This window comes from Mycobacterium sp. NGS41, from assembly GCF_059812725.1.
On the sequence record NZ_JCALDF010000017.1, the window covers coordinates 83,235 to 102,843 of the forward strand.

Consider the following 19,609-nt stretch of genomic DNA (forward strand, 5'->3'; position numbering starts at 1 on the left):
CGCCACCTCCGCGGGCAAGCTCGGGGCGCGTTCGTCTACCAGGGCGTTAATCCGCCGCCGAACCCGAAGTGATACGGCAAGACCGGACCGACCAGTCACACCAACCCCGCCGACCCATGGGGACTTGGCCAGTGGTTTTTCCAATGCGATATCGCCCGCGATATCGCATACGAAACCGCAACATGGGCAGCTTTTCTGGTATGCGAGTGGCTGGTGTGACGGGATCGACGGCCTTCCGCGAAAGCGAGCCTAATAGTGCCTGAGCGGCGCCGGGTTCCACAGCCCGCTGCGGGTCACCGTCCCCAGCTCGAGATGGGCGGGCTGGGCGTCGGGGTAGTAGGGCGTCAACTGCTGCAACCCGCCCCAATCGCGGAACCAGTCGTCCTTTAGGTAGCTGGCTACCGTCGTCGCCTTCACCAGCAACTCGGTGATGCCTAAGGGCCCGCCGCCGTTCTTGTCCATCACCGGCGAGTTGGCCTCGGCGCCGAATCGGTCCGGCAGAATGCGCCATTTGGGTGTCTCGGTGACGCCGTTTCGATGGCCGAACGGTCGCTGGCACGGGAACGCCAAACCCACCAGCCAGTCCAGGAACACCGGATCCTTCGAGCCCACAACGTCTTGCAGCGTGCGCAGCTGCGGAATTCGCGGCGGCGTCAACGCGATCCAGTGCTGGGGCGCCAAATCCGAGTCGTCGGCAACCAAGCGGACCTGACTGGCGGTGCTTGGTATCACGGAAAGCGGCAACCGCAAGTTACGCCAGGCCGGCGACGCCCCGACGTCGCCGAACTGGAACGACCCGCCGGCGTGCCCGCTGGCAGCTCCGTCGTCGGTGGCCCACTGCAGCTGGATCTCACGAGGGTCGAAGCGGCCGGCCGCCGAGATCACCAGCAGCGGGCCGGTTTTGTCGCGTTGATCCTTGGTGGGCAGCCGGTACCAGCCCGACCGCAGCATCGCGGGGACCTGGATGCCGGCGCGCCAGCTGCCCAGCACCGGCGTACGGGCCGGATCCAGGTGGTAGGGCAGCTGGGCACGGGAGCCGTTGATTCCCGGCGCGGCGTTGGTCCCGCCTTCGGTACCGGCCTCGCTGCTGGTGATCTTGCTGTCCTCGTTGATGAAACTGCGATCACCCGGGCGTTCCATCACCGGGTCGGCGGAGACATCGGCCGGAATACCGTTGGGCGTGAAGGCTTCTGACAGGCCGGATCCCAGGGCGTCGGCAACCTGAGCGGTTACCGGGGGCAGCATGCCGGCGTTGGGATCCTGCTCTACCATCACGTCTTCGGCCAGTCCGCAAGACTTTCCGGTGAGTGCCTGCAGGTTGGAACGGCCCACCGACCATGCCGGGTACTGGCTCGCCATCGCCGCGGTCAACGACACCACTTCGAAGGTCACCAACACCCAGGTCGCAATTGCCAACGGAGACTGGACAATTCCGGCGGCTCGCGCCCCGTACCGAGTCTTGGGCGGTCCGTTGGAAGTCGCGACGAAGTGAAACCACGCCGACAGCAGCAGCACCAGCACGGTCAGCATCAGCAGCGCCGTGGCAAAGGCATAGTGCCACGCGGGGAACGAATTAGACCACGGCACACCGAAATTGGATACATACCACCAGCCGTTGACGCTGGCGAACGACAACGCGACCAGGAACAGCACGGTGGCAGCAAACACAGTTCGGTTGCGTCGAGAATGCATCGACGCAGCCGTAACCGCCACTGCGGCAAGCGCTCCCAGCGATCCGGCCAGACCGGCGAACACCCCAAAGTGGTGCGTCCATTTCGTGGGAGTGAACATCATCGCCAGGAACGAGATGATCGTGATGCCGATGATGCGGCGGCTCGGCCCGGTGGCGGTGCCCGGAATTCGGCCCTTGCGCAACGACATTGCCACCGATATCGCCAGCGCGAGTACCAAGGCCAGCACGGCGAAACGCCGCGCGACCGAGCCGTCGGGACTGGCCATGAACAGCCGCTCGTAGCGGGTGTGTTCGTCGAACCAGCTCAAGCTGGGCCCGACGGCGCGCTTGAGCATGCTGGCTTGCATCTCTCCGGCCAGGGTCTGGTCGCGGAAGATCAGGATCGTGGTAACGGTCACCGCCGCCAGGATCGGCGACACCAGCGGCAGCAGGCCGAACCGCTTGGACCTGCGATGCAGGATGGTCCGCAGCGGCCCGACCGCGACCAGCAGCGCACCGATAGAGGCGATACCCGTCGGCCCGGAGAACAGGGTCAACGCGCCGATGATGCACGCGGCCGCGACCGGCAGCAGCCTGCTGGTGGCTACCGCCCGTTCGACCGAGCACCAGGTCAGCAGGATGCCCAGGGCGATGATCGGCTCGGGCCGCAGCCCGTTGTCGAGTGGCAACCAGACCGCCAGGAACATGCCCGCCGCGGTCCACGCCGCGGCCCGGTTTCGCTTAACGGCCGCACCTAGCCGAGGCATGACTTCGCGGCTGATCACCCACCAGCAGGTCAGCGCCATCGCCAGGACCGGCAGTCGCATCCAGATGCTGGTGGTGCTGACGTGCGCCCATAGCGCGAGCAGGTCGTAGTACCAGCCGAACGGCGCCTCGGGAGTACCGAACCAGCGGTAGTAGTTGGCCATGTACCCGGCATGCTCCGACACCCGCGCCATGGTCAGGATGTAGCCGTCGTCGGAGGTATTGGCGCCGACGAAATGCCACCACGCCAGCACCGCGATCACCAGGGCGTCCAGACCGCCGATCGACCACCAGCGCGCGGGCAGGAAGCGTCGGTGCCGAGTGCCGTCAGCGGTATCGAGGAAGTGCAGCGCGATCAGCGCGGTGACGGTCATCAGCACGCCGAGGATCATTGCGACCAGCTTCAGCATGGTGGGACTGCTGCTGTAGCGGGTGTCGACGGTCGCGGAGAAGCTCAGACCCGGTGGCGACGGACCGGACAGGTCGGTGAACACGCCGACGATCTGCGGCCGGAAGTCGTAGCCGCTGCGTTCGCCGCGCAGTGGCGAGCCGGGGTGCTCGGCGTTGGGTCCCTGCGTCAGGCCGACGAACTCGGCGGTTACCCGGTCGGCGTGGGCGGTGAACGTCAACCGCTGGCAAGCCGGACTGAGCACCTGGCTCAGCGGGGCAGTCACCACCGCGACATTGCGCACCACCAGCACCAACTCGTCGTTGGTGCGCTGGATCAGCAGGCCACGGTCGACGGCCTTAGGGGCCTGCTTGGGGACGGTCGACAACAGCACCGTCTTGCCCGCGTTCTGCGGTCCGGTCAGTCCTGCTGCCGCCTGACACGGCACGCTGACGTTCAGTTCGGTGGCCACATACCCGAGCAGCGGTGCTTCGACGCTGTTGATGGTGGCGTTCTGCGGCCAGTTCAGTTGGGCGGTGGTTTGCTTGACCGGAAGCACCGGGGTGATGATCGCCAGAAGGGTCCCGAGCAGGCCGGCGACCACCGCAATGAAGCGAGCGATCCGGTGATTTTCTCCCGTGTCGCTCACGGACGTAGATCGTAGTTCTTCGACCGTCTCAGGTGAGGTTTCGGTGGCCATCAGCCGTTATCCCGCCGGCTTGCGGATCGCCAGCACGAACGGGCCGACGCTTTCGACGGTGAACCGCGGGTCGGCGAACAGCGCAGCCGGCAGCTCGACGATGTAGCGACGGACGTTGGGCTGGTTGGGATATACGTCCTCGGCCAGCCGCAGGGTATAGGTCTGGCCAGCGCCACGGCGCATCAGGAACACCGTCGGCGGCGGCCAGGGCAACGTGTCCAGCGCGTGGATGAACTCGTCGGCGGTCTTGAGCTTGGACCAGTGTTTGATCTGCACGGCGCGCTGGTCGAACTGCGCCAGCGGGTTGGCGTAATGTGACGTCAACCCCTGAAAACCCCAGTACGGGTAGTAAGACAGGAAGCTGTAGTCGGCGGTCAGCACCACGGTCTGGTCTGGCGGCTTACCGGTGACGCGCCGGATGGTGGCGTCGATGGCCGAGTAGTACTTCTCGGAGCTCGGCGGTCGCCGATCGCCGCGCTGGCCGTGGCCGTCGGTGTCGGTGTAGGCGATGGTGAGGTCGGGCCGCAGCACGTCGGGAATGTCCTGGCTGAATGCGATCGCCCCGGCCAGCCCGATCGCGCCGGCGACCGGGAGGACGATTCGGCTGCGCGCGGCCAGGGCGCCCGCCGCCTCGACAAAGCCGAACACCCCGGCGGCGACCAGCAGCACAGTCAGCGTCGGCTGCAGCCGGAACGAGAGCAGCGTCGTGCGGGCCAGCGTGGTCAGCATCGACAACAGCGACCACAGGTAGACGGCCAGCACTCCGATCGCCAGGGCACCCGCCCGCACCGACGAACGCGCGCGCACCACCAGCCACAGGGTGCCGAGCATGCAGATCGCTCCCAGCAGGGAGAACTGCAGCATCGGGAAGGTGAGCTCTGCGCCGTCCGCCGGCAGGTAGTGGAAGGCGCTGCCGGTGTTGCTGACCGGGTCATGCAGTATTCGCAGCCAATACGGCAGCCAGGTGGTGGACGCGATCGCCGCTGCGATGACGCCGATGACGAGCAGTCGGCGCAGCGGGTCCAGGGCGGCTTTGAACCCGCCGCTTCGCCACCGCCCGGTTGCCAGAGCCAGCGCCATCAGCGTGACCGTGAAGGCGCTGTAGCCCAGCAGCAGCGTGTACCACGTAGCCGCGAAGCCCAGGAATATCCCGGCGGCGGCCACGGCGGCCCAGCCCGCCGACCCGCCCGCGCGCTCCTCGAGCGTGACGATGCCGTCACGCTCGCGCCCCAGCGTGACTGTGGCGTCACGCTCGGCGGGCTGACGCTCGGCGGCCGCCCGCGCTCCGGCGCGCAGACCCGACCAGGTCATGACCAGTACCGGCGGCAGTAGGACCGTGATCATCGCGGCGTAGGGCTCCGGCGAGCTGTACGCCAGCGTGACCGCCGCGGTGGCGGTGGTGACGATCAGCGCGTATTCGAAGCGGATCATCCGCCACCACAGCACCAGCGCGACCGCGACCGCGATGGTGATCGAGGTGATCGCCCACGGCTTGAACATCTCCCAGGCCGGTGTCCCGGTCAGCGCCGCGATGCGCCCGCCGATCCAGAACCAGCCCGGCGGGTAGAACGGCGGGAGCCCTCGATACGTCATGTCCTGCAGGGCGGGGCTGTCGGTGAGGCGGGTCAGATATTCGGTGCGAAATTGCTGGTCGACGGAGATGCCGAACAGATAGAGCTTGGTGGCCCCCAACGGCATACCCAGGGTCACGACGGTGAACGCGGACACCAGCACCAGCCCGCTCAGCTGCGCCAGCCATCGGAACCGCCCGCGCTGCCATACCCAGCCGGTCGCGATCAGGCCCGCCAGGCAACCGACCTGCCCGACGGTGGTCAGCGCATGCAGCTGGTTCGACGACGGAAAGGCCGGCCACTGCACCTGAGCGATGGCGGTCAGCGACACCGCTGCGACCAGGACGGCCACCAACGCCGCCAGCACCATCTGGCCTAGGCCGGCCAGCGCATTGCGCATGGTCAGATTGGCAACTTGCGGAAGATGCTCCGCGGGATGTGTCGCAACACCATCATCACGTAACGGAATGCTGCTGGCGCCCAAACCAGTTCCTTACCTTTTGCCGACGCCGTCACCGCGAGGTTGGCGACGTACTCCTTGTCGACGGTCAGCGGAGCTTCCTTGACATGCGCGCTCATCCGGGTGCGCACCTGGCCCGGCCGGATCACCAGCACGCGAACACCATACTCACGCAACGCTTCTGACAATCCAAGGTAGAAGCCGTCCAGGCCGGCCTTGGTGGAGCCGTAGACGAAATTGGACCGTCGCACCCGTTCACCGGCCACCGTGCTCATCGCGATGATCTGACCGAAGCCCTGAGCGCGCATCTTCTCACCCAGCAGCACGCCGACGGAAACAGCTGCGGTGTAGTTGATTTCGGCAATCTGCACCGCCTTGCGCTGGTTCTGCCAGAGTTCTTCGGCGTCGCCGAGCAGACCGAACGCGACGATGGCCACGTCGACATCGCCGCCGACGAAGGCTTCGTCGATGGCCTTAGGATGGCTGTCGGTGTCGGTGGCTTCGAAGTCGATCAGCTCGACCGCCTTGGCGCCGGCGGCTTTCATCTGCGCGACGGCGGCGTCACGGCCGGGGTCGTCGGGCATGGCGGCCAACACGATCCGCGCGTGTGCGTTCTGCAGATAGCGCTCACAGATCGCCAACCCGATCTCGGAGGTACCGCCCAGCAGCAAGATGGTCTGCGGGTTTCCTACGGCGTCGAGAACCATTTAGAGCAACTCCAAACGTCGGGCCATGTCGGAGGCGAACACCCTCGACGGATCGACTTTGCGGCGCACCGCAATCCACTCGTCGATGCGCGGATACATGGCATGAAATCGCTCGGCGCTAACCCGCGAATCCTTTGCGGTATATAACCTGCCGCCAAACTCCATGACCCTGCGGTCGAGTTCGTTGAGGAACTCGTTGACGCCGGGCTTGTTCGGAAAGTCCATTGCGACATTCCAGCCTGCCATCGGGAAGCTCAGCGGGGCCCTGTTGCCGGGGCCGAAAAGCTTGAACACGTTGAGGAACGAGTAGTGACCCTGCGTTTGAATCCACCGGATGATGCCCTTGAACTCCTCCATCGCATTGGGCGGAACCAAGAACTGGTGTTGGACGAAACCCCCAGGGCCGTAGGCGTATTGCCATCCGGTCGTCAGGTCCAGCATGTGATAGAACTGTGTCAAATTGACGATCTTGTTCTGGTAGTTCCCGCTCATCCTGTAGAAGGCCTCACCGACCATGCTCCCCGTCAGCTTGTTCATCACGCCGATCGGGAAGACGTTGGGCACCGCGGGCAACTGTGGCGCAGTGAATTGCAGCGGGTTCTTAGCGAGCTTCGGTGGCAGCTGATCAAGCTTCGCGAGGCTGCCCCGGCTGACCGCGGCCCGGCCGAGTTTCGGCGGCGGACTGATCACGTCGAACCACGCGCTGGAGTAGGTGTAGTGGCTTTCGCTGCCGTCGAGGTGAACGGCGACGGTTTCGTCGAGGTCCTTGGTGGCGATGCCATCGGCGATGAAGTATGCCGTCTCGGTCGGCGTCATCGCGATGGTGGCGCGCAAGACGATGCCGGTCAGTCCGTTACCGCCGACGGTGGCCCAGAACAGCTCGGAATCTTCACCGTCGGGAGTAAGGTGACGGATTTCGCCGTCGGCGGTCAGCAGGTCCATGCTGCGCACGTGGTTGCCGAAGCTGCCCGCGCTGTGATGGTTCTTGCCGTGGATGTCGCAGGCGATCGCGCCGCCGATGGTGACCTGACGGGTCCCGGGCAGGACCGGAACCCACAGCCCGAACGGCAGGGCGGCCTTCATCAGCTGGTCGAGGTTCACCCCGGCGTCGACGTCGGCCAGCTTGGTGTCGGCGCTGATGGAGTGGATGACGTTCAGCGCGGTCATGTCGATCACCAGCCCGCCGCCGTTCTGCGCGTTGTCGCCGTAGGAGCGCCCCAGCCCGCGGGCGATAACGCCCCGGCTTCTAGAACCTCCCGCGTCTGCGACTCGCGCCACCGCCTTGGCGATCGCCTCTGGATCGGGGGTGCGCAGCACCTGGGCCACCGACGGGGCGGTGCGGCCGAAGCCCGTCAACCGGGTGGTCGTCGTAGTTGGCTCAGGGTTGCTCGACATCGTCAAAGAGGGTACAGCCTGGCGGGTCGGCTCAGCGGATCCGGAAGATCACGGCTCGCTGCACAATGAAGTTGATCACCGTGGCCGTGCCCTGCGCGATCACGAATGCGACGGGTATCGCCCAGCCCCGATAGTGCAACAGCGCCAGACACAGATGATTGAGTCCGACCTGCACGGCGAAGGTGATGCAGTACAGCACCATGACCGCGACGAACCGGGCCGTGCTCGGTGCCGCTTGAAACGTCCAGCGGCGGTTGATCAGGTACGCGGTGATGGTGCCGGCAAGCCAGCTGATCGCCTTTGCCGGGTCATACGGCAAACCCACCACTTTGAGGAGAATGACGTAGAGCCCGAAGTCGACCACCGCCGACAGGCCGCCGGTGACGACGAAACGCCACACTTGCGTGGTCAGGGTCAGCGGTGGGCGCGGCGGTGCAGCCTCGGGTATCGGGGCAACCATCGGGCAAAGTCTAACGGCCCTTGCGCGGCTACCCGGTGTTGCGCGACCGCCGGTCAGGCGGGCAGCTTCACGTCGATCAACTCGACCTGGCTTTGTCCCTGCGGCGTCGAGTAGGTCACCGTGTCACCCGGCTGACGGCCGGCGAGGGCCTGGCCCAGGGGGCTGCGAGCCGTTAACGTCTCGGCTTCGCGGCCGGCCGGGGTCTCCTCGACGATGGAGATCACGTGCATCGTGACCACTTCGCCGTCGGGGAACCGCAACGTCACCTCGGTGCCGCCGGGCAGCGCTTCCGAGTCGTCGGAGTTTGTGAAGTCTGACGGCCCCGCCCGCAGCCGCCGGTCGAGTTCGTGGATCCGGTCAGCGAGCACGACCAGCTCGTCGGCGCGCTGAATCGCCTCGGCCGCGTCTCCGTGATCGCCGATCATGCCGCGGTCGTTCTTGACCTCGGTCTCCAGGCGATGATGGCGCTGGCGTAGCCGAGCCAGCTCCGCGGCGAGGTTATCCCGCGCCGCGCTCGCCGGTCCCGATGTCTGGACTTTCTTAACCACGTCCGCCGACCTTTCGCGCCAGATTGCCGTATTGCGTGTGGGTACCCGTTTGCCGGATTACTCAGCGGCGGGGAATCCAACTCGTGGCGTTTCAGTGTGACACCACCACGCGCCAGCAGACGCAAAAGCACCCATTTCGTCACGAAATAGGGTGCTTTTGCGTCTTCTCGGCAATGCAGCCGTCACCTCACTGGGTGGCGGGCGGCACCCCTTCGCCGTCGTAGTCGTAGTCGATGACTCCGCCACGCAGGGCGTCGAAGATGGCTTTGCCTTGCGAGACCAGCCCGGTGGCCACCTGGCTGAGGCCCTCGGCGCCGTTGAGCACGGTCACATTCGCACCGGCGAGCCCGCCCGCGGCCTTCTCCACGATTTGCGGCAACTGGTCGATCAGCATCCGGTCCAGCGCCACCCGGTTGTGCGACGCCGCCGCCTCGGCCTGGATCTTCATCTTCTCCGCATCGGCGAGGGCCAGGATCCGAACCCGTTCGGCCTCGGCCTCGGCGGGCTTGACCACCTCGGCGACCAGCTCCTGCTGGCGCAGTTCGGCCGCGCGCTGGGCCAATTCGGTGCGCATCGCCAGCACCTCGCGCTGAGCCTCGGCTTCGGCCAGCGGACCTGCCTGGGCCGCCTCTGCCTGAGCCTTGTCGACCTCGGCCTTGTACTGGGCCTTGACAACCGCGGTCTGACGGGCGAATTCAGCTTGCTGGCGCTGTGACTCCTGCTCGGCTTCGGCGGCTTTCTGGTTCGCCTGCGCCTGGGCGATCTGCGCCTGCTGCTGGATGGCGGCGTTGTGTGGCGCCGACATCGCCGTGATGTAGCCGAGTCCGTCGTCGTCGATGGACTGGATCTGCAGGGCGTCGACATTCAGGCCGATGCGGGCCATTTCCTCCTTGGAGCCGTCGAGCACCTCGGTCGCCAGCTTCTGGCGTTCCCGGATGATCTGCTCGACCGTCATCGAGCCGATGATCGAACGCAGGTGGCCGGCGAAGATCCGGCCGGTGAGTACCGACATCTGGTCTTGCTCGGACAGGAAGCGTTGTGCCGCTGCGATGATGCTTTCGGTGTCGTTGCCGACCTTGAACGCGATCACTGCCCGGACGTTGAGCGTGATGCCCTGCTGGGTGACGCATTTTTCGGCGACCTCGGACTCGCACATCGCCAATGTCAGGAACCGGGCCTTGCGGAAGAACGGGATGACGAAGGCGCCGTGGCCGGTCACCACGCGGAAGGGCGCGTTGCCCCTGCTTCGCGCGCCGGCGATAAGCATCGCCTCGTCCGGATCGGGCACTTTATAACCGAGCATGGTGACTCCTAAAGGGGGTTTGGTTTCCTCGTGTGTTTGATGTTGTGTTTCAGGGGATTTCGCTGGTCAAAACAGCGCGCAATCACTCCAGGGTTCGACGACCACCGTCCTCGCGCCCCGAGCCTCGACTACCAGCACCTTCGTGCCCTTCGGGAGTGGTTCATCGGACCAGGCCAGGAATGCCTCCTTGGTCCCCCGCACACTAAGCAAGACCTCGCCGGCACCACCTTCGCCGCGAGTCCCTACGACCAGCGTTCCAACGCAGCCGATCACCTCGGTCACGAACGAATAATGCCCCTCGGAGCGGGCCGGCGTCGAGTCAATGGCCTTTGCTAGACGAGTTCTCATGGCCGTGTCCTTGCCGGAAAGGTTAATCCAGCTTCGCTGGGTTCAGTTCGGGATCGCTCCTGGTCGCGCCGTTAACGTGACCGCGTCGCTTTGGCTCTCGCGTGCCCTGATCTGTGACACCCAGACCCGGCCTTGCGTTGTCCGCATGACGATGCTCTCGACGGTGTCGAACACCCAGGCCGCAGAGCCCTCCATCCCGGTGTTGTCCATGACCCGCAGGTCGATCACGCCCCGGCTGGCCAGCAGCTCGAACAGGTCACGTTCCGGATCGTCCGCCGCGATCAGCGTGGTGTGGTCGAATTGCTTTCGCAGCGCCGCCCGGATTTCCTCGACGGCATCGGGACCCAGCACCACGCCGGTACCGGGCGCGGTCTGCGCGCACGCGAACTCGATTTCGAAGGTTCGCTCATAGCCATGTAGAAAGAAACGCTTTCCTTCATTGGTCCACGAGCGATGGCAGCACGGCAAGCTGTCGAACTGCTTGCGCATATGGAAGCGTGCCGTTCGGCCCAAAGGCGCATCGTCGCGGTGCATCGTCGCGATATGCACCACGTCGGCGAGTGCGGTCTCGGTCATCTGCGTCATTCGCTCTCCTGTGACGATGTCTGCTCTTGGCTTGCCAGCGTGAGGAATTCGCGTCGCTCAGCGGCGCTGTCGCGCAGGGATCCGAAGTAGGCGGTCGTGATCGTCTGGGTGCCGACGGACGAGACGCGGCTCGGTGGCATGCAGATGTGGACCGCCTCCACCAGGACGCCTACCCCTCTAGGCGCCAACTGGTGGTGCAGCCACAATCCGATCCGGGTGGTCATCCGCTGCTGGATCTGAATGCCACGCGAACTCGCCTCGACGATCCGCGCCAATTCGAACTCGTTCAACCGTGTTTCGCCCGGAATGTATCCGACCCGCACAACGCCGTAGTACGGAAGCAGATGCTGCTCGCACAGCGAATGAAACGGAACAGGAGGCGCCAACACGAGTTCTGAATCGGAGTCGTGGGCCGGCAGTGGCCCACCGGCGAGCAAGGACAACTCGGCGTGGCGCAGCATGTGAATCCTCTCATTGGCAATTGGCGAGATCGCACGTGATCTGGGGCGTCTCATGCGTCGGCCCAGCATCCCGACGCTGCCTTGAGGGATTCTCAAAGGATCCTTGGAGGATTCTTGGAGCCGAGCGTCCGCGGCTGACTGAGCAGCGAACGCCGCTACACCCAGTACGGCACCCGGGCGCGGTATTGACGCATCGCGACCGCGGCCAGCAGCCAGCCGATGATGGTCAGCGTCACCACCACCGCCCAGTGCCGCAGCTCCTGGTGGGCACCCAACAGCGGCGCCCGAACGATGTCGAGATAGTGCAGCAAGGGATTGAGCTCGACGATCTGCGACCAGCGCCCGGCGCCCTGCTGGCGCAGTGTGTCGTCGTTCCAGATGATCGGCGTCATGAAGAACAGCAACTGCACGACGGAAAACAGCAGCGGACCGATGTCGCGGTAGCGGGTCGCCAGGATGCCGAAACACAGTGACACCCAGATGCTGTTGAGGAAGATCAGCACCAGCGCCGGAATAAACGACAGGTCCGCCCACGACCACGGCTTGGGATAGATCATCGCGATGACCACATAAATGGCGATGTTGTGCGCGAACAGGATCATCTGCCGCCACACCAACCGGTAAACGTGCACGGACAACGGTGTGGGCAATTGCTTGATCAAGCCTTCATTGGCGACGAAGACTTCGGCGCCCTCCAAGATGGCGGCGTTGATCAGGTTCCAGACGATCAACCCAAGGGTGACGTAGGGAAGGTGTTTCGACAGTTCCAGGTGGAACAGCTTGGAATACAGGCCGCCCATGGCCACCGCGGTGGTACCGGTGGCGATGGTGATCCAGAACGGTCCCAGCACCGAGCGGCGGTAGCGCTGCTTGATGTCCTGCCAGCCCAGGTGCAGCCACAATTCGTGACGCCGGAAGCCCTCGATCAGATCATTGCGGGCGCGGGCAAACGTCTTGGACTCAGCGGCCGCGTCAATGAACGTCATGCCGAACCTCCCGGCTGTCCGAACTTTTCGCGGCGCCCCAAGCGGCGTAGCCGAATCCACTCGAGCAAGCCCTTGGGGTCGCGGCGGGTCACCACGAAGAACCAGCCGAACCGCAGCCACTCCTGAAGCAGCAGCTTACGCAGACCCGGCTGCGACATCAGATAGCCGCGGTTGCGGTAGGTGAAGAATCGCTTGGCCGGGTTGTCGGGGTATTGGGTGTGCATCCGGCCGCCCAGGATCGGCTTGAACTCGTCAGATCCGCAGGGATGCAGGTAAGCGGTGTCCAGGCAGGTGCCGAACGGCAGGCCGGACCGCACCAGCCGGCGGTGCATCTCCACCTCGTCGCCGCGGACGAACAGCCGCAGGTCCGGTACCCCGATTGACTCCAGGGTGGACGCGCGGAACAGGGCGCCGTTGAACAACGACGCGATGCCGCGCAGCAGATCCTGACCGGCTTCGGTGCGCAATTCGCTTGTGTGCCTGCGCCATACCAGCCCGCGTCGCAACGGAAAGGCCAGCCGCTGCGGGTCGTCCATGTTGCACACCATCGGCGACACCTCGGCCAGCCCGTACTTCTCGGCGCAGGCCAGCAGGGTCGCCAGCACCTGCGTATCCCCCGGCCGCCCGTCGTCGTCGGCCAGCCACACCCAATCGGCGCCCTGGGCCAGCGCGTGCAGCATCCCGAGCGCGAAACCGCCTGCCCCGCCGAGGTTTCGGCGTGACCCCAGGTATGTGGTGGAAATCGGTTGGCGGGCAACCAGATCGCGGACGTCATCAGATGCGTCGTTGTCGACGACGATCAGCTGATCGGGCAACCGGCTCTGGCTGGTCACCGCATCCAGGGACTTGGCCAGCTCGTCGGGGCGCCGGTGGGTGACCACGACGGCGAAGACGGCGTCACTCATCCCCGGAAACTTTTTGTACCAGCGGCTTTTCGGCGTCGGACCGTGTCTCGGCCAGCACGTCGTGGACGTGACGGGCGGCGTCTTCGCCCTCGTAGGCCCGCACCACATCCTCGATGCCGCCGGTGAGCTTGATGACGCCGTGCTCGATCCACATCGCGGTCTTGCACAGCCGGGCCAGAAACTCGTTGGAATGGCTGGCGAATACCAGGATCCCGGAACGCTCCACCAGGCCCTGCAGCCGCGACTGGGCCTTCTTCAGAAAATCGGCGTCCACCGCCCCGATGCCTTCGTCCAGCAACAGGATCTCGGGGTCGATGCTGGTGACCACGCCCATCGCCAGCCGTACCCGCATTCCGGTGGAGTAGGTGCGCAGCGGCATCGACAGGTATTCGCCGAGCTCGGTGAAGTCGGCGATCTCGTCGACCTTCGCCAGCATCTGCTTTCGGGTCTGCCCCAAGAACAGGCCGCGGATGATGATGTTCTCGAAGCCGGAGATTTCCGGGTCCATGCCGACGCCCAGGTCGAAGACCGGGGCCACCCGGCCGACGACCTTTGCGGAGCCGCGGGTGGGTTCGTAGATGCCCGAAAGTAGCCGCAGCAGAGTCGATTTCCCGGCTCCGTTGTGGCCTACCAGACCTACTCGGTCGCCCAGGCTGAGCGACATGGTGATGTCGCGCAAGGCCTCGATGACGACCACGTTGTCGTCGTTGCGACCGATTGTGCCGCCCGCCCTGCCGAGCACGGCTTTCTTCAGGGAACGCGACTTGGCATCGAAGATGGGAAACTCCACCCACGCACTGCGGGTTTCGATGTACGGGCGGTTCGACACGGGTCGACGTTGCTCAAAGGTTAGAGGTACTGACCGGTGCCGTGACCGCCGGCTTGGCCCGGCTTACCCATGCCGGGCGGCAGCGCGCCTTGGCGCATCTGCTCCAGCTGCGCTCGGGCGGCCATCTGCTGGGCGAACAGCGCCGTCTGGATACCGTGGAAGAGCCCTTCCAGCCAGCCGACCAGCTGAGCCTGTGCGATGCGCAATTCGGCATCCGACGGGGCGCTGTCCTCGCTGAACGGCAGGGTGAGACGGTCGAGTTCCTCCCGCAGTTCCGGGGCGAGCCCCTCTTCGAGCTCCCGGATGCTGGTGGCGTGGATGTCCCGCAGCCGGGTGCGGCTGGCCTCGTCGAGCGGCGCGGCACGGACTTCCTCGAGCAATTGCTTGATCATCGTGCCGATTCGCATCACCTTGGCGGGTTGCTCGACCAGGTCGGTCAGCGAGCGTTCGTCGTTGTCGTCGACGTCAGCTGCCGCATCGCGCATCGCCATCATCCGCGGGTCGAGGCCGCCAATGATCTCGATGCCGTTGTCGTCTGGGCCATCGTCACGGGTTGTCAATCCAGTCACCGTCCTCTTGCGTGCCGTCTAGGGGCGTTTGGCAGCGGTATCACCGCGCCATTCCCAGATCTGGGCGCCAACGTTGTCATAGATCTTCGCCCACGACTTCGATTTCTCTAGTGACCTTATCCCCTCGGGCTCGGCGAACCCGCGAACCGTCGGTTCGCTGGTCAGGATGTAGCGGATGTTGAGTACTCGGACCGCTTCGACCACCCACGGGTTGCTGGTGCCTTCGCGGGCGTGCGTCCAGAAGATATAGCGGAAATAGCCGGGGCCGGTCTGCTGCGGGAAGTCGTAATGGGTCCACAGCGGATGCAGGTCAGCCACCGCATACATCCACGCGGTGCCGTCCACATTGGAGTTGCCGATGATGGTGTCGCGCGCGCCCGGCAGGGTCGCCAGGTAGGCCATGGCCTGGAGGTCTCGCTTGTCGACCATCACCGAGTCGTACTTGTCACCGAACAAAAACCGGTGGCGCGGAAAGTAGTGCCATGCGCTCACCAGGGTGGCCGCCACCAATAGCGCTGCTGTGATGCCGGTCCAGGCGGGCGCCGGCACGGGTCTGAAACGGCCGGTCAGTCGTTTCCCCAGCGCCACCAGCCCCAGGACCGCCGCAAACAACCCCAGACCTGCTCCCGCAGTCAACAGCAGCGTTGTCGCGGCCGCGATCCGCCGTGGGTCTTTGTAGAAGAACTCGCCGATTCCGCCGGCCAGCACGCCGATCGGCCCACCCAACGGCGTTCCCGCATCGACGTTCACCACGATCAGCAACAGGTACACCGCCAGCGGCCACCAGACCTTTTTGACCAGCAGGATCAGGCCACCGGCAATGGCCAGCGCGATCGTCGCGTATTGGACCGGAAAGTCGTTGAGATGGCGTGAGTGCTGAAAGACGGCGTCGAAAAGTCCACGCCGCTTACTGAGGTAAGTCGGGAAAGAATGCCCGGCAATGATGTCTTCTTGTTGGGTGACGCTGATGAACTGGGGCAACAGGATCAACCCGGCCGCCACCCCGACGCCCGCCAGCGTCGCAATGTCGGCGAGTCGCCCCCGGACGGGACGCCACAGCTCCTCGAAAAGCCAACGCGCGCCCAGCAGCAGCATGACGATCGCCCCGCCGGTGATATGTACCGAAAAGACCCCCACCAGGGCCAGCACCGCCAGCGGAATGCGGTCGCGGTGCCGCAATGTCGAGGTGATTAACACCATCGTCGGAACCGCGGCCCCGTAGGCCGCCAGGTTCGGCATCGCCGCGACGCCGAACTCGACATAGGGCACCGCGGTGAACGACGCCGACAGCGCCGCAGCGGTAGCCGCGGCTCCCGCTGCGCGTAGTTCGCTGGTACGCGGCCTGAGCACGTGCCAGGTGAGGATGGCAGCGCTGGCCGGAAACAGCCAGACCGATGCTGCCAGCGAGTTCAAGGTGTAACCGGTAGTGGGTGCTGCCCCAGTCAGCTGGCAGAACACCGCCGTCAGAGCGTGGAACACGGACGGGTAGTACAGCGACCGGTGTGTCTCGACGTTGCGGAGCTCGCCCATATGGGTCGACGACGCCTGGCCCGTGTCGAGGATCCAGCGCACGGTGTTGGCATGCCAGACGGCGTCCCAGGTGCTTGGTATGGACTGCCAATGGGTCAAGCCGCGGCAGGCCGCCCAGCCGATCAGCAGAACGCCCAGCAGCACGCCGGCCGCGACGATGACCGCGGGCCGGACGCCGACAGCCCGGGCTTCAGCCTCGGTGTTGCGGTAGCGGGCGAGCAGCAGCTGCAAACCCGTAATCAGCAGGCACACGGCGGCCAGCGCGGCCAGCGCCGTCCAGCCGTTCCAGGGGATTCCGACCGCGCCGTAGGGGATGATCGCAAGAGCGACGACGCCGTAGGTCAGGGCCGGGCCGACAGCGATCGCGATTGGCCAAGTTAGCTGTGCGATACGTGCAACGATGGCTCCCGGGGCGATCAGTAAGAACAACGCCATCAGCGTTCCGAAGGCAACCCCCACTCGACTAGTATGGCTGGCCGGGTGACCTGGCTCGCGAGGCCTCTGACCGGCTGGAGCGTGTATGGCACCCGCTACCGTCACAATTTCGCGGAATTGCGGAAGCTCTAAGGTGGCTGTCATGGCATACGACGTCGCCCGGGTGCGTGGGTTGCATCCGTCGTTGGGTGACGGATGGGTGCACCTCGACGCGCCGGCCGGGATGCTGATTCCCGATTCCGTTGCGACCACCGTGTCGACGGCATTCCGCAGGTCCAGCGCCAGCACGGCGGGCGCTCACCCGTCGGCGCAGCGCAGTGCGGCGGTGCTGGACGCGGCGCGCGCGGCGATGGCCGACTTCTTCAACGCCGACCCGGCAGGCGTGGTGTTGGGTGCCGATCGTGCGGTGTTGCTGTCGTCGCTGGCCGAAGCTTCGTCGTCGCGGGCCGGCCTGGGATACGAGCTGATCGTCAGCCGCTTGGACCACGAGGCGAACATCGCGCCGTGGCTGCGCGCGGCCCATCGCTACGGGGCCAAGGTGCAATGGGCCGAGGTCGATATCGAGACCGGCGATTTGCCGACGTGGCAGTGGGAGAGCCTGATCGGCAAGTCGACCCGCCTCGTTGCCGTGACCTCGGCGTCGGGAACGTTGGGCACGGTCACCGATCTGCGAGCCATGACCAAGCTGGTCCACGACGTCGGCGGGCTGGCGGTGGTCGACCATTCCGCCGCTGCGCCTTACCGATTGCTGGACGTCAAAGAGTCGGACGTGGACGTGGTGGCGGTGAACGCCAGCGCGTGGGGTGGTCCGCCGATCGGGGCGTTGGTGTTTCGCGATCCGGCTCTGGTGGACTCGTTCAGCTCGGTCTCCACGGATCCCTACGCCACCGGCCCGGCGCGCCTGGAGGTCGGGGCGCACCAGTTCGGTCTGCTGGCCGGTGTGGTCGCCAGCGTCGAATACCTTGCCGCGCTTGACGAGTCGGCCCGCGGCAACCGACGCGAACGTCTTGCTGTGTCGATGCAATCGGCCGCTTCATATCTGAACCGCATCTTCGACTACCTGATGGTGTCGTTGCGTTCGTTGCCGCTGGTGATGGTGATCGGCCGGCCGGAGACACGCATACCGGTGGTCAGTTTCGCCCTGCAAGGGGTGCCGGCTGAGCGGGTGATACAGCGTCTGGCGGACAACGGAATTCTCGCGATTGTCGACGAGAGTTCACGCGTGCTGGATGTGCTGGGCGCCAACGACGTCGGCGGAGCCGTTACCGTCGGCCTGGCGCATTACTCGACGACGGCCGAGGTCGATCAACTCGTGCGTGCGTTGGCCTCACTGGGCTAGCCGGCGCGTCTTTTCGCGCGGATCAGGTCAGGTCAGAAGTAGTCGCTGTTCTGAGCGGCGACGGCCATGCCGTGACCGGTCGCGTCGTTGGTGAAACGGACCCAGCCGCTTGCCGTTATCGTCCAGCCGTTGGCGTGGTAGGTCTGGCCGGTCGAGAGTTGCTGGATGTCGGGAGAAGCGGGAAGGATGACGCCGACAGCCGGCGTTGCTTTAGCGCCCGAGGCGTTGATGCCGATTTGATTGGGTTGTCCCGGACTGGGGCAGCTGCTATGAGGTGTGTCCAGTAGCAGCCCCGGTTCGCACGTATCGCACAGCACCGTGTCCGCGTCGACTTGGCAGCGTGTGCCCCACGGAGTTTTGAAGTACTGGGACTTGGGCGCGGCTGGCTGCGAAGACGGCGCGGTCTGCCCGGACGGCGCCGCGGGTTGGGCGGTTGGTTCCGAAGTCGTTGCGGCCGTGGGTGTTTGGGATCCCTGGTGTTGCGACAGAACTGCGACCAGCACCCCGACGCTGACCAGGGCCAAGACGACCACGACCACCGCGGCGATCCACCACCCCGATCGCCCGGACGAGACGCGGCGCTCGGCGGGCCCAGGCTGCGGCACCGGGCGTCCCAGGGTCGGCGGCGGTGTCGAGACGAGGGGTCGGGGTGCAGTCGGCGCCGGCCCGGGTGCAGTGCGTGGAACGGGGGAGGCCGCACTGGTCAGGGCGTGGTGGGCCGCAGCGGCCAACTCGCCGGCACTGCGGTAGCGCGCCTCAGGCGTCTTAGCCATGCCGCAGGCGATGACCTCGTCGAATGCCGTGGGCACTTCAGGGCGCTGCTCGCTGGGTCGAGGCGGGTCCGACGTCAGATGCCCGGCAATCTGCTGCTCGAGGCTGTTGCCCGGATAGGGCTGATGGGCCGTGAGACATTCATGCAACACACACGCCAGCGCATAGACATCCGAGCGGGCGTCGGCCACCCCGGCGCTGAAACGCTCCGGAGCCATGTAGGCCAGCGTGCCCACCATCACGCCGGTACTGGTCAACTTGGTCGCAGCTCCGTCATGGGCGATCCCGAAATCGATCAGATAAACAAAATCGCGCGCGGCCACCAACGCGTTGGACGGCTTGATGTCACGATGCACCAGCCCCGCCCCGTGCGCGGTGTCCAGCGCCGCACCCAGCTGCTCAATCACGTGAACAGCCCGGGCCGGGCGCAGCGGACCCTCCCGCTGCAGCAGCCCCTGCACATCGACGCCCGAGACGATTGGCATCACCAGATACAGCTGCGAATCGATCTCCCCGGTGTCATAGATCGGGATGATGTGCGGCTCGTTGAGCCGCGCCGCAACAGAGGCCTCACGCTTGAACCGCGCCCGATACCCCGGCTCGGCGCCCAGCTCGGGAGACAACACCTTGACCGCCACCTCACGGCCGATCATTGTGTCAAGGGCCCGATACACCCGGCCCATCCCGCCCTCACCGATCACCGACAACAACCGGTAACGCCCAAACACCACCTCATCCACCGACGGACTCCTCTCGGACATCACCGATTCTCGACTTCAGGCCCCGTCACCGTCTCGCTATTGCTGGATCTCCAACGTGAATTCGTGGGTGGATTTGTCGGCGAGCAGACGCAAAAGGCCCCAATTTCGGTTCGAAATAGGG

Annotated in this window: 17 protein-coding genes; 1 reads left to right on the forward strand and 16 read right to left on the reverse strand. The window is 65.5% G+C overall.

Annotated features, from left to right (window positions below):
- Window positions 1–249: 249 nt before the first annotated feature.
- The 15 genes from AC5Y21_RS16590 to AC5Y21_RS16660 all read right to left on the reverse strand — a co-directional run bounded on the left by AC5Y21_RS16590 (window position 250) and on the right by AC5Y21_RS16660 (window position 16,641).
- Window positions 250–3,525 (reverse strand): arabinosyltransferase domain-containing protein, encoded by a 3,276-nt coding sequence (locus AC5Y21_RS16590; protein WP_499913780.1) that lies wholly within the window; start codon window positions 3,523–3,525, stop codon window positions 250–252.
- Window positions 3,526–3,531: 6 nt separating this feature from the next.
- Window positions 3,532–5,496, reverse strand: coding sequence for a galactan 5-O-arabinofuranosyltransferase (locus tag AC5Y21_RS16595; protein WP_499913782.1), 1,965 nt, complete (start codon window positions 5,494–5,496; stop codon window positions 3,532–3,534).
- A 2-nt stretch (window positions 5,497–5,498) separates the two neighbouring features.
- Window positions 5,499–6,263, reverse strand: a complete 765-nt coding sequence (gene dprE2 / locus AC5Y21_RS16600) for a decaprenylphospho-beta-D-erythro-pentofuranosid-2-ulose 2-reductase (protein ID WP_499913784.1) — start codon at window positions 6,261–6,263, stop codon at window positions 5,499–5,501.
- On the reverse strand, window positions 6,264–7,658 hold the full coding sequence (gene dprE1, locus AC5Y21_RS16605) for a decaprenylphosphoryl-beta-D-ribose oxidase (protein ID WP_499913786.1): 1,395 nt from the start codon (window positions 7,656–7,658) through the stop codon (window positions 6,264–6,266).
- A 31-nt stretch (window positions 7,659–7,689) separates the two neighbouring features.
- Complete coding sequence (locus AC5Y21_RS16610; protein WP_499913788.1) at window positions 7,690–8,118, reverse strand: GtrA family protein; 429 nt, start codon at window positions 8,116–8,118, stop codon at window positions 7,690–7,692.
- 53 nt (window positions 8,119–8,171) lie between these two features.
- A complete protein-coding gene (locus AC5Y21_RS16615) occupies window positions 8,172–8,666 on the reverse strand; it encodes a GreA/GreB family elongation factor (RefSeq protein ID WP_499913790.1) in 495 nt (164 codons plus the stop codon).
- Window positions 8,667–8,853: 187 nt separating this feature from the next.
- Window positions 8,854–9,969: an SPFH domain-containing protein gene (locus AC5Y21_RS16620; protein WP_499913792.1), complete on the reverse strand. Its 1,116-nt coding sequence runs from the start codon at window positions 9,967–9,969 to the stop codon at window positions 8,854–8,856.
- Window positions 9,970–10,035: 66 nt separating this feature from the next.
- Window positions 10,036–10,317, reverse strand: coding sequence for an NfeD C-terminal domain-containing protein (locus AC5Y21_RS16625; RefSeq protein ID WP_499913793.1), 282 nt, complete (start codon window positions 10,315–10,317; stop codon window positions 10,036–10,038).
- Between the two features lie 42 nt (window positions 10,318–10,359).
- Entirely contained in the window at window positions 10,360–10,902 is a 543-nt protein-coding gene (locus tag AC5Y21_RS16630) for a 6-carboxytetrahydropterin synthase (RefSeq protein ID WP_499913795.1), read from the reverse strand.
- Window positions 10,899–11,363 (reverse strand): GTP cyclohydrolase I, encoded by a 465-nt coding sequence (locus AC5Y21_RS16635; RefSeq protein ID WP_499913797.1) that lies wholly within the window; start codon window positions 11,361–11,363, stop codon window positions 10,899–10,901. Before AC5Y21_RS16635 ends, AC5Y21_RS16630 begins: the two co-directional genes overlap by 4 nt.
- Before the next feature lie 155 nt (window positions 11,364–11,518).
- On the reverse strand, window positions 11,519–12,349 hold the full coding sequence (gene wzm, locus AC5Y21_RS16640; RefSeq protein WP_499913799.1) for a galactan export ABC transporter permease subunit Wzm/RfbD: 831 nt from the start codon (window positions 12,347–12,349) through the stop codon (window positions 11,519–11,521).
- Entirely contained in the window at window positions 12,346–13,254 is a 909-nt protein-coding gene (gene glfT1, locus AC5Y21_RS16645) for a galactofuranosyltransferase GlfT1 (protein ID WP_499913801.1), read from the reverse strand. The genes wzm and glfT1 overlap by 4 nt, the downstream gene beginning before the upstream one ends.
- Complete coding sequence (gene wzt, locus AC5Y21_RS16650) at window positions 13,247–14,083, reverse strand: galactan export ABC transporter ATP-binding subunit Wzt/RfbE (protein ID WP_499913803.1); 837 nt, start codon at window positions 14,081–14,083, stop codon at window positions 13,247–13,249. Before wzt ends, glfT1 begins: the two co-directional genes overlap by 8 nt.
- Window positions 14,084–14,103: 20 nt before the next feature.
- Window positions 14,104–14,577: a bacterial proteasome activator family protein gene (locus tag AC5Y21_RS16655; RefSeq protein ID WP_499913820.1), complete on the reverse strand. Its 474-nt coding sequence runs from the start codon at window positions 14,575–14,577 to the stop codon at window positions 14,104–14,106.
- A gap of 93 nt (window positions 14,578–14,670) precedes the next feature.
- Window positions 14,671–16,641, reverse strand: coding sequence for a DUF6541 family protein (locus AC5Y21_RS16660; protein ID WP_499913805.1), 1,971 nt, complete (start codon window positions 16,639–16,641; stop codon window positions 14,671–14,673).
- 118 nt (window positions 16,642–16,759) lie between these two features.
- Between AC5Y21_RS16660 and AC5Y21_RS16665 the strand changes: the two genes are divergently transcribed.
- Complete coding sequence (locus AC5Y21_RS16665) at window positions 16,760–17,956, forward strand: cysteine desulfurase-like protein (protein WP_499913807.1); 1,197 nt, start codon at window positions 16,760–16,762, stop codon at window positions 17,954–17,956.
- A gap of 32 nt (window positions 17,957–17,988) precedes the next feature.
- Here the strand turns inward: AC5Y21_RS16665 and AC5Y21_RS16670 are convergent, their stop codons facing one another.
- Window positions 17,989–19,488 carry a serine/threonine-protein kinase gene (locus AC5Y21_RS16670; protein ID WP_499913809.1) on the reverse strand — a complete coding sequence of 500 codons (1,500 nt, stop codon included), beginning with the start codon at window positions 19,486–19,488 and terminating at the stop codon, window positions 17,989–17,991.
- Window positions 19,489–19,609: the final 121 nt, after the last annotated feature.